The organism is Paenibacillus cremeus, from assembly GCF_007786445.1.
GTDB classification, from domain to species: domain Bacteria; phylum Bacillota; class Bacilli; order Paenibacillales; family NBRC-103111; genus Paenibacillus_G; species Paenibacillus_G cremeus.
Genome location: NZ_VNJI01000016.1, coordinates 59,852 through 72,878 on the forward strand (window position 1 = coordinate 59,852; position 13,027 = coordinate 72,878).

Consider the following 13,027-nt stretch of genomic DNA (forward strand, 5'->3'; position numbering starts at 1 on the left):
AGAACCCCTGACAGCTGCCAATGTCGGAGACGTCGCGATGTAGGCCCTATGAGCATGTGAAACGGAATAAGAGCAGTTGAGGAGGAGAAGCGGCGATGTCTTCAACTACGAAACGGAAACGAAGAGATTACAGCCTGTACGGCAATGAAAACAAGCTTGCGCAGGAAAAAGGGCTCGCCTCGGCGGAGTGGTACCAATGTCCGATCCCCCGTCAGCGGATGAAGGAGCTCATGAAGCGAAAGGACGGGCCGGCGATCCGCGATACGATCATCTGGATTACGGCGCTGATTGGCGCGGGCGTGCTCGCGTATTATTCCTGGGGGACGTGGTGGGCGATTCCGGCGTTCCTGATCTATGGCACCTTGTATGCCTCTCCGGGGGACTCCCGCTGGCACGAGTGCGGACACGGGACCGCGTTCAAGACACCGTGGATGAATGAGGTCATCTACCAGCTGGCTTCCTTCCTGGTGCTGAGGTCGGCGACGCCATGGCGCTGGAGCCACGCCCGTCACCATAGCGACACCTACATCGTCGGACGCGATCCGGAGATTTTTCTGCCGAGACCGCCCATTTATAAGATCGTCTTTATGGAAATTCTCCACTTATACGGCGGGCCGATTGAGATCAAACGCTTTTTCCTTCACTGCATCGGCAAAGTGGACGCGACGGAGAACGAATATATCCCAGAGTCGGAGCGCCCCAAGGTGTATTTGGAGGCACGGATTTATTTGCTAATTTTGTTGACCGTGACCGGTTTATCGCTTTACTATCAAAGCATGCTGCCGCTGATGTTGGTTGGCTTGCCTTCGTTTTATGGCTCGATCATGGTGCTGTTGTTTGGGATGACTCAGCACTTGGGTCTGCATGAGGATGTGCTCGATCATCGGCTCAACACACGCACCATGTATTTGAACCCGGTGTTCCGGTTTCTTTATTGGAACATGAACTATCATATCGAACATCATATGTTTCCGATGGTGCCTTATCATGCGCTCCCAGCTCTGCATAAAGAGATGCAGGCGGACTGTCCGAAGCCCAGCAGCAGCTTAGGGGCGGCGCTCCAAGAAGTGATCGCAGCGCTGTGGAAGCAAAGGAAGGATCCTGCGTATACGGTTCACCGTCCACTTCCGAGCACGGCCCGTCCTTATAAGTTCGGCTTGCAGGATGGCGCAAATGGAAAAACGGAGCTCCAACCGAGTACGGGTCCTACGATTTCCGGAGGAATCACACACGGAGCTTAGAAACTGGAGGGAATGAACTCATGTTGTATGACAATCTAGAATTACATAATGTAGCTGAGCTTGTGGAAGTGCCAGGCCGGCCGGGGCTGCTGCTGCAGCGTGTGCCGGAGAAGGTTCGACAGCAGCTGCGTCCGGCGACGCAGGCCGTGTACCGCCAAGCTGCCGGCTGCGAAATCCGCTGTGTCAGCGGCGGGGGAACGGTCAAGCTGACCCTTATGAGCTACAGCGGGCCGGTGCAGGCCTATTCGTATGCGGGAGATTTTCCAGTGGGGACGCACACGATTGGTGAGGAGCCAACAACGGTGGAGCTGACGCTCCCTGAGCCAGGCTTTCTGGCCATGGATGCGCTCGATCGGAACGAATTGACCTTTGCTTCGAGCGTCTGGAGACTCCTCTTTCCCAAAGGCGAAATTCATATCCTTGCCATCGAAGGGGAGAGCATCCGTCCTCCGCGTGCGGATGAGGTGCCGTCTCGCCGTTACTTGGCGTATGGCACATCGATCACGCAAGGGATCGCGGCGACCCATCCGGCACTGACCTACGTGAAGCAGGTCGGCTGGCGTCTGCGCGCGGACGTGATCAATTTGGGCGCATCGGGCACTGCATTCTGCGAGCCGGCGCTCGCCGATTATTTGGCCGCCCGCGACGATTGGGACTTCGCTTCGATGTGCTTGTCCGTCAATATGCTCAACCAGGGCGTATCTGCCGGTGAGTTCGAGGCGCGCGCGACGTATCTGGTCGATTCGGTAGCCCGGGGTCATGCAGGGAAGCCTCTCGTCTGCATCGGCCTGTTCCCATCCTTTCATGATGTAGGGCTGCGCTGGCCGGGGAAAGATTCGGTTTCCACTGCAGACGAGTATCGAGCGGTTCTACAGGGGATCGTTCAGCGTCTTGGCCTGCCACACGTCCAATACGTTGATGGAAGGGAGCTTCTTACGTCCATGAACGGGCTGATTCACGATTTGCTCCATCCGAACGATTACGGCATGATGGAAATCGGGGAGAAGCTGGCTGCTATTCTGCGGCAAAAGCTGTAGCTCGACGCGCTGGAATGATGGAAGAAGGGGCGCCTACACCGTGTAGGCACCCCTTCTTTTTTAATGCTCAATTAATTCACTTAAAGGCACTTCTTTTTCATTTTCCGGCTGATTCAGGGGATAGATTCTTGCGGTTTGATTGCCCTCGTCTACATGCTGAATGTAAACCGGCTCGCCATTGCAGGTCACATGAGCCATCACCGGCGAAGCGGCAATCGCTGCGGCACGTTGTGTATTCATATCCAATACCTCCATCTTTTTCTAACGATATTAATGTGGGCATCGGATTCGTTTCTTATGCTTTGAGATCGGACAAAATTTCCTTCGCCGCCCGCTGCCCGGTTTCGACCGCGCCATTCATATACCCTTGAAAATCAATGGAGGTATGCTCGCCCGCAAAAAAGCAATTCCCTTCCCGTTCCCGCTCAATGCCCGAGAATTTCGTATACTGTCCTACCTTCCAATACGAGTAGGAGCCTCGGGTCCACTGGTATCCACTCCAGTAATCGAGTGTCGCTTTCCCGTTCCATTGCTGTGTACTGCCGGGCAGCACCGGTTCGAGCTGGGTCAGAAAGGGGTTGACCACTCCCAGATCGGAGTAGCTTTTACCCACCCTTCCTCCGGTATAGCCCACTAGGATGCCGGAAGCCCCAGGCTGGGCTCGAGTTACCTCCCAAGTGTTCTGGTAGCCCGTATCTGCAAAGGTTTCGCCGGTGCATCCCTGCGCCTCCCAGAAACGGTTCTTAAACTGCACATGCAGCTTCGCGTTGGTGCCCATCCCTTGTTCACGGATGGCAGTTTGTTTCAGAGCTCGGAAGCCTGCTTTGGAAAAATCTACACTGGAGCGAAGGATCGAGAAGGGGACGGTCAAAATGACCCGATCAGCAATGAGCTCACGATTACCACTCGCGGTTTGGAAGGTCAGCGTGTAGGACTGATTATCGTTCAGCTTAATGGCGGTAAGCTCGTGACCGAGGCTCACTTGCTCGGGAAGCCGAGAAAACAGGGCGGAAGCCAGCTGATCATTTCCTCCATGAATATGGAACTTCTCGTTCGAAGGGCCGAATATGCGCAATTGCCCCTGGCCCCGATACCCAAGCAGATACAGCAGATTCAATGCGCTTTGCTCACTGGATTCACCGCCATACTCGATGTTGTAGGCAATGTCTAGCAGCTTGCCGAGCTTCGATGAGGAGCCTCCGGGAACATTCCGGTTAATCCATTCCAATACCGACATCTGGTCCAGCTCTAAACCGCGCGCAGTATACGAATTATACAACGTCGGATAGCCGGCGTCAGAGAAATCCTTATGTAAGGTCTGCCAAATTTCCTTGATGTCCCTTGTAGCTTCCTTGTAGGTATAAGGTGTTCCGTTAAAATAATACAAGGCTTCCGTCCCGTTTTTTTGTGCTTGATTCAGATTGTCCAGCGTAAGTCCCATTTCTTGGGCCAGCTGTTTCAATTCAAGGTGGCTGTTATCGATAAGCTCTCCGCCATGCTCCGCGAGCTGACCATCGGCAAAATCGCCCCGGCGCGTCCAGCATCTTCCTCCGACACGGTCGGAGGCCTCATATACCTTGGCGATGTACCCGGCTTTCATCAGCGTGTAAGCCGCTGTTAATCCGGCGAGGCCCGCGCCTACAATCGCGATTCTCGGGGCACCGGCACTTGGCTTGGAGGGAGCTCCAAAGGCGCTTTGAGCGAAAAGGGCTGGAAACGAAAGCGCCAATCCGGCGGCAGTCGCTTGCTTTAAAAAATCGCGGCGCTTAATCGGTTTATCGAGCCCTCCCGCGTTCTCGCCAGAATCATTTTCCAGCTTGAAGATGATGTCCCTCAATTGATCGAAGATCGGTACATGTCCCACATGATCACCCTCTAATAGATTTCATATTCTGTCTAAACGAACCGTGCTATGAGCTAGCATATCGTTTTGAGCTTAAAATGACTGTCGAAGCATGGTCATCCGTAGTCAATTTTTGATCTCAGAGGGGGCGGGGGCGGAGTAATTGAATTGACCATTGAGGGCTAAGTACAGACTACGTACCATTATATAATGAAAGCGATTTCTTAACTTGAGGGGGCGAAGCGAATGAAACGCGTTAAAGCGGGTGTAGTGTTCACTCTTGTGCTCGCGCTGCTTGGAGGATGCTCGACCGGAGGCAGTGGAGGTGCGCCGGCTGCAGGCGACAGCGGCAGTCAGAAAGCGGCCGAAGGGCCCTTGGAAATCGAGATGATGACCAGCCAGACGAATGAAGTGCCGGATATGAATAATGAATATTACACCGAGCTGCAGAAGCTGACCAATACCAAGCTTAATATTTCCTGGGTACCCGATGGCAACGATTACGATACGAAATTTGATTTGATGATCTCCTCCGGACAGCTGCCGGAAGTGATCTACGCTAGGGACTATATCCGACCGACGCTGATCAGCGCCATTAAACAGAACGCCTTCTGGGACCTGACTCCGCTGCTGGGTGACTTCTCCAAATATCCGAATTTAAAAAATAAAATGACGCCCAATTCTTGGAATTATGTCAAGCTGGACGGGAAAACGTGGGGAATCCCGCGCAGCCGCTCACTGATCGATCCCGGAATTAAGATCCGCGCGGACTGGCTGGAGAAGCTGAACATTCCGCAGCCGAAGACGCTGGACGAATACAAGGAAGCGCTCAAAAAAATCGTGAAGAGCGATCCCGACGGCAACGGGAAGGACGATACGATCGGGCTGATTGCCACAGGTCCGCAGATGTCTACGATCATGGCGGCGTTCGGAGCACTTGATCCGGTTTATAACAGCGAAGGCGGCATGCTTCGGGATATCCTGACGCCACAGTTTACGAGCACCGTCGAATGGTTCCGCGGGCTTTACGCCGATGGATTGCTGCCTCAGGAGTTTTCAACTCTGAATGATACCCAGCAGAAGGATTTGCTGCGCAGCGGCCGGGCGGCTTCCTACCAGGCCAGCATCTATTATGATTTTGTCTGGACGAAGGACATCCAGAAGGTGCAGCCCGCCGGGAAGCTGGATACGCTGCAGCCGATGAAGGGACCAGGCGGTATTACCGCGGTATTAGACATCGGTACGCGAGGCGCTTTTTACATCAGCAAGAAGGTGCCTAAGGAGAAGGTGGAGCGCATTCTCGCCTATTTCGAAAAAACCGCCAGCGACGAGCTTACGAATTTCGGGTATTGGGGCAAGGAAGGCGTGCACTATAAGCAGGTTAACGGTGATAAGCAGCTGACCGATCTTGGCGTCAAGCAAATCAACGTGACCTCGTTATCGCCGCTCACCCCGGCCTACACGAAATGGGGCAAGGTAGACTATTCCGGAGTGTCGCGCGCAGAGAACGAGGCCAAGGAAAAAGCCGTGGCGAACTTTGAGCAAGTCGGCAAGGTAAATCCGTTCACGTGGCTGTATTCCCCGACCTGGGTGCAAACCTGGCCGAAATACGACTCGGAAATGAAGAGCATGATGATCAAAGCGGTAGCCGGACAAATTTCGATGGACGACTATAAAAAGTACGTTGACAAGCTGGTCAATGACCCGCAGCTGAAGAAGGCGTTCAAGGAATACGCCGATGATTACAAGAGTAAGACCGGAAAGTAACCGGGGGGAGGAGCACAAGCACCTATGGAAAAAACAGCTAATCCTGCCGCAATGGCGCAAGTCCGCGGGGCCCGTAAATCGGGCCTCGACAGACTCGCGGTCCGCATGAATAAAAACAAGTATATTTATCTCTTGATGCTCCCCGGCATATTGTTTTTTATCGTGTTCAAGTTCGGCCCGATGTGGGGGCTCTTGATCTCCTTCCAGGATTACAGCCCGTTTGCCGGGTTTTGGGGCAGCGAGTGGGTGGGGCTGAAGCATTTCACGGAGATGTTTCAAAGCGAGCAGTTTTATATCATGCTGCGCAATACGTTTCTGATCAACATCTTTAATCTGGTGTTTTATTTCCCGCTGCCGATTGTGCTGGCTCTGATGCTCAACGAGGTGCGGCATGGGCTGTATAAGCGAATCCATCAATCGATTGTGTATATGCCGCATTTCTTATCTTGGGTTGTAGTGGCGAGCATGACCTTCTTCGTCTTGTCGACCGACATCGGGATCGTCAATAAAGTTTTGTATACGCTCGGCTTCAAGCCCATCGCTTTTCTGTCTCAGCCCCAATACTTTTGGGCGCTCCTCACCGCCCAAAATATTTGGAAGGATGCCGGGTGGGGCACGATCATCTTTTTGGCTTCAATCGCGGGCGTCGATCCGACCCGGTATGAAGCGGCGGTGGTGGACGGAGCAGGGCGGTGGCGCCAAATTTATCATATTACGCTGCCAGCGATCCGCCCGACGATTCTCATCCTGTTTATTCTCCGCTTCGGTCATATGGCGGACGTCGGCTTCGAGCAACTTTTGCTGATGATGAACCCATTGGTGAATTCGGTAGCAGATGTGTTCGACACGTATGCCTATAATCAAGGCATCCTGCGGGGGCAGACCAGCGTAGGGGTCGCGGTTGGCATGTTTAAAGGCGTGATCGGGCTCATTTTGGTGACGACGGCCAACTATGTAGTCAAGAAGCTGGGACACGATGGGATCTATTGAGCCAGCACAGTATACGGAGGTGAACGGTTCTGAGCATTACACACAAAAAGCGCCTAACCTGGGGAGATTGGATCAATTACATTCTGCTCTTCGGCATATCGGCGATCTCGGTTTTTCCCTTCCTCTACATTTTCAGCGTGTCGTTTACAGATCCGGCCGTCTATGTGCCGCTCAAATTTTATCTCTTTCCGGAAAAATGGTCCCTTGCGGCGTACCGCTACATTTTGTCCACCAACAGCTTCGTTAACGCGATCAAAAGCACAGCCTTCGTGACAGCGGTCGGCACGGTGCTGAATCTGATCGTTACCTTTATGATGGCCTACGGGCTGACTAAGAAGGATGTGGCTGGGCGGGGAGTGATCCTCAGTGGCGTCGTCTTTACCCTGGTATTTAATGCGGGTATTGTCCCGAATTATATTCTGGTCAAGAACCTAGGTCTGCTAAATTCCTATTGGGCCTTAATCTGGCCGGCTTTGACCAATGCGTGGAGCTTGATCGTCGTGAAAAGCTTTCTGGAATCGCTGCCTGCGGAGCTGGAGGAATCCGCTCGGATGGATGGCTGTTCGGACATCGGAGTATTCCTTCGAATCGTCATTCCATTGTCCATGCCCGCCATAGCCGCTTTCACGCTGTTCTTTGCCGTGTCACATTGGAACACGTATTTCAATGCGCTGATCTATATCAGTGACACGAGAAAGTGGACGCTCCAGGTGCTGGTCAAAACACTCATCATCGATTCGCAATCCAATGGCGTCGGCAGCCAAACTGTGGCCTCGGACGGCGGCAACGCGCCTCTCGAAACGATCCGGATGGCCTCGATCGTGCTGGCGGTGGCCCCGATTTTGGTGATTTATCCGTTTTTGCAGAAGCATTTTGCAAAAGGAGTTATGCTTGGTTCGATCAAGGGCTGATGTTTTGGATGTAAAAAGAGGGGCAATCCCATAAGTAGATTAATAATCTACTTGAGGGATTGCCCCTTCGTTTTTGAAGTACGATTAATTTCCCTTCGTATAAACGTCTTTGACCGTCAGCAGGTTCACCATCGGCTGCCCGTTTCGATAGGCCTCCACGTTGCGGCTGATGATATCAAGCGACCGTCCGATCCGATCGGGGACGGCCGGCGTGCAGTGCGGCGTAATCAGCGTGTTCGGCGCATCCCACAGCGGGCTGTCACTCGGCAGCGGCTCGGTCGCGAACGTATCCAGCCCTGCGCCGGCAATGACGCCCTCGCGCAGCGCCGATAGAAGCGCTTGCTCATCGACTACCGCACCGCGCGCCAGATTGACCAGATAAGCGGTTCGCTTCATCAGCTGAAGCTCCCGCTGTCCAATCAGATGGTGGGTGGCGTTGCTTAACGGCAGCACCAGGGCCACAATATCGCTTTCCTGCAGCAGCTCATCCAGCGTGTCGCCTCGCTCCGCGCAGTACAGCTTATCCACGCCCGGAGGCGCCTCGCTCACGCTGCGGCGGTAGCCGAGCACCCGCATGCCGAACGCCTTCGCACGAACGGCCAGCTCCGTGCCGGTATTTCCGAGACCAAGGATGCCCATGGTCTTACCATACAGGCCGCGCAGGTCGTTTTGCCCGGGAATGCCCCATTGATGCGCCTGCTGCGCCGCGTAAAACCGCGGAAACTGGTAGGTGAGCGCCAGGGAGAAATACATGACATGTTCGGCTAGCACCGGGCCGGAGCGTCCGGCGGAGCTGGTGACGATCAGACCCTTCTCGAACACCTCGGGACGGGCCGATTTGTTGAGACCGGCGTGGTCACAGTGAATCCACCGCAGCTTCGGCGCGGCGAGATGCCGTTCATCCAAATCGCCGGCGAGCACGGCGACGTCCGCCTCTTGCAGCGCAGCCTCGATAGCGGCATCATCGCGTCGGTCTACGAGCAGCAGCTTCGCCGGGGCGAACGCTTCCTTCAGCTTCTCGAGATGGGCGCCTTTATACTCGACGGTGGCAAGGACGGTATGAATTTCTCTTTGCGTTGACATGGCTTGAGCACACTCCTTAGGTTGTTTTGGATATGGAAGCTAGCCCTTGACAGAGCCAAGCATAACCCCTTTGGCAAAATACTTTTGCAAAAACGGATAGACGACCAGGATCGGCAGCATGGCCAGAATAATCGATGCCATTCGGATCGTTTCCTTCGGCACCAGCGCTTCATCACCGCTGCTGGTTTCCCCGATGCCGGAAGCGTCGTTTTCCATCACGAGCTGTTTGATGAGCACCTGGAGTGTCCATTTTTTCGAGTCGGAAATATAGATGAGCGCGTTAAAGTATGTATTCCAGTGCTGGACCGCAAAAAATAACGTGAAGGCTGCGATCGCCGGCAGGGAGAGGGGAATCACGATCCGAAGAAAGACGCCCAGATCGGAGCAGCCGTCGATGCGGGCGGCATCCTCCAGCTCCGGGTGGATGGACTCCAGGAAGCTTTTGACCACGATGATGTTCCAAGCGCTCGTCAGGCTGGGCCAAATAAGCGACCAGTAGGAATTGAGCAGCCCCATTTCCTTGACAAGCAGGTAATGGGGGATGATTCCGGCGTTAAAAAACAGCGTAACCAGCACGGTGCCGAGAAAAAAATTACGGCCGAGCACCCATTTCTTCGTTAAGCCGTACGCCATGGTGAAGGTAAAGAGGAGATTCAGTACCGTGCCGACGACAGTCACGAAGGCAGTGCTTTTCAAAGCGTGGAGGAAGCTGTCGGTCGACAAGATGTATCGGTAGGAGGCCAAGGACCATTTGTCCGGGATCAAATAAAATTTTAACGGCGTATACGTCGTCGGATCGGTCAGCGACAGGCTGACGATATACAGAAACGGGAATAGGCTGACGAGCGAGATGAAGCCCAGCACGGTGTAGTTCAACCAATCGCCTGCACCCAGCTTTTTTCTATTAACATAGCTCATGGCTGGTTCCTCCAATCCTGGCTTAGTAAATCCCTTCGTGCCCGAGCTTTTTGACCACATAATTCGAAATCAGCACCAAAACAAGTCCCACCACTCCCTTGAACATGCCTACCGCCGTACCGAGGCTGATTTCTCCCTGCTGGATGCCCCGGAAATACACGAACGTATCGAAAACGTCGGCGACGTTGTTTACCAGCGGGTTCATCATGAGCAGCACCTGCTCGAAGCCGACGTCTGCCATATGGCCGAGCCTCAGAATGAGCAGGATGACAATGGTGGGGCGGATCGCGGGCAGCGTGATGTGCCAAATTTGCCGCCACCGGCTAGCCCCGTCCATGATCGCCGCTTCATACCGCTCCGGATCTACGCCCGCAACGGCGGCGAGGAAAATGATCGTACCCCAGCCGCTTTCCTTCCAAATATTTTGCGCCGTCAGGATGCCCCAAAAGTAGCGCGGCTCGGAGAGAAATGAAACGCTTTCCAAACCCAGCGAAACGAGCAGCTTATTGATGAAGCCGACATCGACGGAAAGTACGAAAAACGTCATGCTGGCGACGACCACCCACGAGAGGAAGTGAGGCATATAGACAACGGACTGATTCAGCTTCTTAAACCATTCGTGCCGCACCTCATTGAGCATCACGGCAAGTACGATAGGGACCGGAAAGAAAAAGATCAAATTCAGCACATTGATCAGCAGCGTATTGCGCAGGAGCACGTAAAAATGATCGTCCCCGAACAGCTCGAGAAAATGCGTGAAGCCGACCCATTCACTGCCACGGATGCCTGCGAAAGGGTTGTAGTTCTGAAAAGCGATCAGCATCCCCCACATCGGCAGCAGCTTAAACAGGGCAAAGTATAAAAAGCCTGGCAGGATCAAGACGTACATGTATCGCCCGGCGGCCAGCCGCTTCCGCCAGGAGCGGCGGGAGGAAGCGGCTGTACCGCCTAACGGTAATTCCACTGGTTCTGCCGATGGATGGAAGCTCATCGCTGCTTGACTCCTTTCGCTTCAAAAGAATGGAAGCTCATCGGTATTGGGTGCGGTAATCGCTGGGTGACATTTTCAGCATGCGCTGGAACACCCGGTTGAACGTGCGGTGCGAATACCCGATCGCCTGGGCGATCTGGCTGATGTTTTGATCAGTGGCTGAGAGCAGCCGTCTAGCCTCGTTCATTTTGCATTCGGTCACATAATCGAGAAACGACCAGCCGAATTCCTTTTTGAACACCCGGCTCAAATAGGCGGGGGTGATGCGCAGCGAATCCGCACATTCCGCCAGCGAGATTTCCCGCGACACGTTATCCATGATGTACTTGCTGGCTTTTTGAGCGATGAGCTTGCCGGACTTGTTGTAATTGTCATCGGCAATTTTTTCGTAGAGCGGGAACAGCATCTCGTTAAACCACTCGCACATTTCCGCACGCGTTTCCCTCGTCCTCAGCTGGTCAAATAGATTGTACTCCAGCATTTCCGGCGTCCGTCCACCCTTATCCTCCAGGGAGGCGATGATGGCGGCAAGCAGCATACAGCAGCTTTGGGAGCTGATGGCAAAGGAGCCGGAGGGCTGCAGCGCCTGAATAAACTGCTGAAGGGCGGCTCGCGCTTCCGGCAGATTCCCGATGGAAAGCGCCTCCACAATCGACTGCTCGATGGAGCGGGGATAGCGAAAGGCGGTCTGCTTGTGCATTTCCTCAAGCTCCCCGATGCATAAGATCGTTTCTTCTTCCTTGCACAGGCGGTATTGCAGTGCCAGCTTCGCTTCTTGGTACGAGATGTGAAGGTCCGCGATGTGAGGGTAAAATTTGCCGATGCCGACCGAGACGCGCAGCTTTAAATAATGCCGGATCGACGCCTGAATGGATTGGGCGAATTGCATGGTCTGCGCCATCATGTCCGCTTGCGCTGTGTTTCGCTTGAAATACAGTATCGCGGTTCCTTGACCCTGATGATCGTGCAGCACATAGCCCTGCACCTGAGGGGTTCCTGCCAGCAGCTCGTTCATGATGTTGGTGACGGCAAACATGAGGATCGGTTTGTCTTCCGGCTTAAAGCGGGTTTCCTTCAACAGATTTTCCACTTTGACCAGTAGTGTGACATAGATCCCGTCAACGGGGATGCCGTATTTGCGGCTCTCCTCAAACAGCGTCGGGCGGTGGCTGTAAGTGCCTGCCAGCCACTGCTGAAGCAGCCGTTCGATCAGTGGAGGGACGGAGCGGTCGAGCTGCTCGCCGAGCCGTGCCTTTTCCTTGGTTAAATAATCGACGAATTGACGGATCGGGTTGTAAGCCCGCCTCAGGGTGATCAGCGCCAGAAGGATCCCGACGGCAAGCAGCGCCAGCACCGCAATGAGCGTCGTCCAGCGAATACCGCTGAGCTTCTCCATAACGAGACGGTAAGGCAGGATCGAAATATAGACGTTGCCGGAGGTGGATTTTTTATAGGAATAAAAAAACGACTCACCCTCCGCGTCCGTTCCTTTTAGCGCGTGCCCGTCTTTGCTGCTGCCTGATGTGATGGCTTGTAGGATGGAGCCGTTCACGTATCGCTTGAAATCATACGCTTTCGTCATTTGGAATAGCGGCCGGTGCTGCTCGTCAAGCACGACCATCGTTTGAGAGCTGGCTAAAGCATAGACGCCGGAAATATACTTGTTGATCTGGGCTACGTCCGCCTGAGTGACCAGCCAGCCCTGAGCCTCGCCGGAAGCCAGTGTCGGCAGCCTTAGGGCGAACGAGAGGAAGCCGTTAGCCTGCCCGGTGGGCAAGTAAACCCATTGTCCGCCCGTGGCGTCTTGCTCCAGCTTTTCAATATCGGCTTTATACCGGAAGCTCTCGAGCGGCTGATGGCCGGCATCGGTAGACAAGACAAGCCCGGCGCTGCGATTATAATAATAAATTTCCCCGATTAGCTTGTTTTGGTATTTCTCCAGGGACATTTTACGTAAAAGCTCCATTTGCGAGACGTAATCATTGGAATAATCGGGAGCATTAAAGGATTCCGCTACCGACGGATCGAGGGCCAGTTGGAAGGAACGGTCCACCATGTCACGCATGATTTTTTCCGTAAACTGCTCGATCATCCCAAGCGAAGTCTCGTTGTTTTCCTGCAGGCTGACAATGCCTCCTTTCATGGAATATTGGTAGTAAACGAACCCTGCCAGCATAATCGGCAAACAGACGGAGAGACAGGCAAAACAGACTAGACGATTGAAATAATTGGACTTCATTCCAGAT

Annotated in this window: 11 protein-coding genes; 5 read left to right on the top strand and 6 right to left on the bottom strand. The window is 53.9% G+C overall.

Translation table 11 applies throughout. The features are described 5' to 3' along the window. Positions 1 to 95: 95 nt before the first annotated feature. Positions 96 to 1,241, top strand: coding sequence for a fatty acid desaturase family protein (locus FPZ49_RS14685; protein ID WP_144847921.1), 1,146 nt, complete (start codon positions 96 to 98; stop codon positions 1,239 to 1,241). Positions 1,242 to 1,261: 20 nt separating this feature from the next. After that, positions 1,262 to 2,278 carry an SGNH/GDSL hydrolase family protein gene (locus tag FPZ49_RS14690; protein ID WP_144847923.1) on the top strand — a complete coding sequence of 339 codons (1,017 nt, stop codon included), beginning with the start codon at positions 1,262 to 1,264 and terminating at the stop codon, positions 2,276 to 2,278. Between the two features lie 60 nt (positions 2,279 to 2,338). On the opposite strand, the gene FPZ49_RS14695 is transcribed toward FPZ49_RS14690, so the two are convergent. Then, positions 2,339 to 2,518, bottom strand: coding sequence for an H-type small acid-soluble spore protein (locus tag FPZ49_RS14695; RefSeq protein WP_144847925.1), 180 nt, complete (start codon positions 2,516 to 2,518; stop codon positions 2,339 to 2,341). A 55-nt stretch (positions 2,519 to 2,573) separates the two neighbouring features. Continuing rightward, entirely contained in the window at positions 2,574 to 4,142 is a 1,569-nt protein-coding gene (locus FPZ49_RS14700; RefSeq protein WP_144847927.1) for a flavin monoamine oxidase family protein, read from the bottom strand. A gap of 225 nt (positions 4,143 to 4,367) precedes the next feature. On the opposite strand from FPZ49_RS14700, the gene FPZ49_RS14705 reads away from it, so the two are divergent. The 3 genes from FPZ49_RS14705 to FPZ49_RS14715 all read left to right on the top strand — a co-directional run bounded on the left by FPZ49_RS14705 (position 4,368) and on the right by FPZ49_RS14715 (position 7,789). Further along, on the top strand, positions 4,368 to 5,888 hold the full coding sequence (locus tag FPZ49_RS14705) for an ABC transporter substrate-binding protein (RefSeq protein WP_144847929.1): 1,521 nt from the start codon (positions 4,368 to 4,370) through the stop codon (positions 5,886 to 5,888). A gap of 24 nt (positions 5,889 to 5,912) precedes the next feature. Further along, positions 5,913 to 6,878, top strand: coding sequence for an ABC transporter permease (locus tag FPZ49_RS14710; protein ID WP_261381416.1), 966 nt, complete (start codon positions 5,913 to 5,915; stop codon positions 6,876 to 6,878). Positions 6,879 to 7,015: 137 nt separating this feature from the next. Further along, positions 7,016 to 7,789 carry a carbohydrate ABC transporter permease gene (locus FPZ49_RS14715; RefSeq protein WP_315899177.1) on the top strand — a complete coding sequence of 258 codons (774 nt, stop codon included), beginning with the start codon at positions 7,016 to 7,018 and terminating at the stop codon, positions 7,787 to 7,789. 84 nt (positions 7,790 to 7,873) lie between these two features. On the opposite strand, the gene FPZ49_RS14720 is transcribed toward FPZ49_RS14715, so the two are convergent. From FPZ49_RS14720 to FPZ49_RS14735, 4 genes are read right to left on the bottom strand one after another with little or no spacing between them, the layout of a single operon-like run. Continuing rightward, positions 7,874 to 8,872: a D-2-hydroxyacid dehydrogenase gene (locus FPZ49_RS14720; RefSeq protein ID WP_144847933.1), complete on the bottom strand. Its 999-nt coding sequence runs from the start codon at positions 8,870 to 8,872 to the stop codon at positions 7,874 to 7,876. 39 nt (positions 8,873 to 8,911) lie between these two features. Then, positions 8,912 to 9,790: a carbohydrate ABC transporter permease gene (locus FPZ49_RS14725; protein WP_144847935.1), complete on the bottom strand. Its 879-nt coding sequence runs from the start codon at positions 9,788 to 9,790 to the stop codon at positions 8,912 to 8,914. A 22-nt stretch (positions 9,791 to 9,812) separates the two neighbouring features. Next, entirely contained in the window at positions 9,813 to 10,781 is a 969-nt protein-coding gene (locus FPZ49_RS14730) for an ABC transporter permease (RefSeq protein ID WP_144847937.1), read from the bottom strand. A gap of 37 nt (positions 10,782 to 10,818) precedes the next feature. Further along, the gene (locus tag FPZ49_RS14735) at positions 10,819 to 13,020 is read right to left on the bottom strand and encodes a helix-turn-helix domain-containing protein (protein WP_144847939.1); all 2,202 of its coding nucleotides are present in this window, start codon (positions 13,018 to 13,020) and stop codon (positions 10,819 to 10,821) included. Positions 13,021 to 13,027: the final 7 nt, after the last annotated feature.

What these genes read in the sequence shown, in the direction of transcription:
- FPZ49_RS14735 (WP_144847939.1), bottom strand. Translation starts at nt 13,020, where the DNA reads ATGAAGTCCAATTATTTCAATCGTCTAGTCTGTTTTGCCTGTCTCTCC.
- FPZ49_RS14730 (WP_144847937.1), bottom strand. Translation starts at nt 10,781, where the DNA reads ATGAGCTTCCATCCATCGGCAGAACCAGTGGAATTACCGTTAGGCGGT.
- FPZ49_RS14710 (WP_261381416.1), top strand. Translation starts at nt 5,913, where the DNA reads ATGGAAAAAACAGCTAATCCTGCCGCAATGGCGCAAGTCCGCGGGGCC.
- FPZ49_RS14695 (WP_144847925.1), bottom strand. Translation starts at nt 2,518, where the DNA reads ATGAATACACAACGTGCCGCAGCGATTGCCGCTTCGCCGGTGATGGCT.
- FPZ49_RS14690 (WP_144847923.1), top strand. Translation starts at nt 1,262, where the DNA reads ATGTTGTATGACAATCTAGAATTACATAATGTAGCTGAGCTTGTGGAA.
- FPZ49_RS14705 (WP_144847929.1), top strand. Translation starts at nt 4,368, where the DNA reads ATGAAACGCGTTAAAGCGGGTGTAGTGTTCACTCTTGTGCTCGCGCTG.
- FPZ49_RS14720 (WP_144847933.1), bottom strand. Translation starts at nt 8,872, where the DNA reads ATGTCAACGCAAAGAGAAATTCATACCGTCCTTGCCACCGTCGAGTAT.
- FPZ49_RS14725 (WP_144847935.1), bottom strand. Translation starts at nt 9,790, where the DNA reads ATGAGCTATGTTAATAGAAAAAAGCTGGGTGCAGGCGATTGGTTGAAC.
- FPZ49_RS14685 (WP_144847921.1), top strand. Translation starts at nt 96, where the DNA reads ATGTCTTCAACTACGAAACGGAAACGAAGAGATTACAGCCTGTACGGC.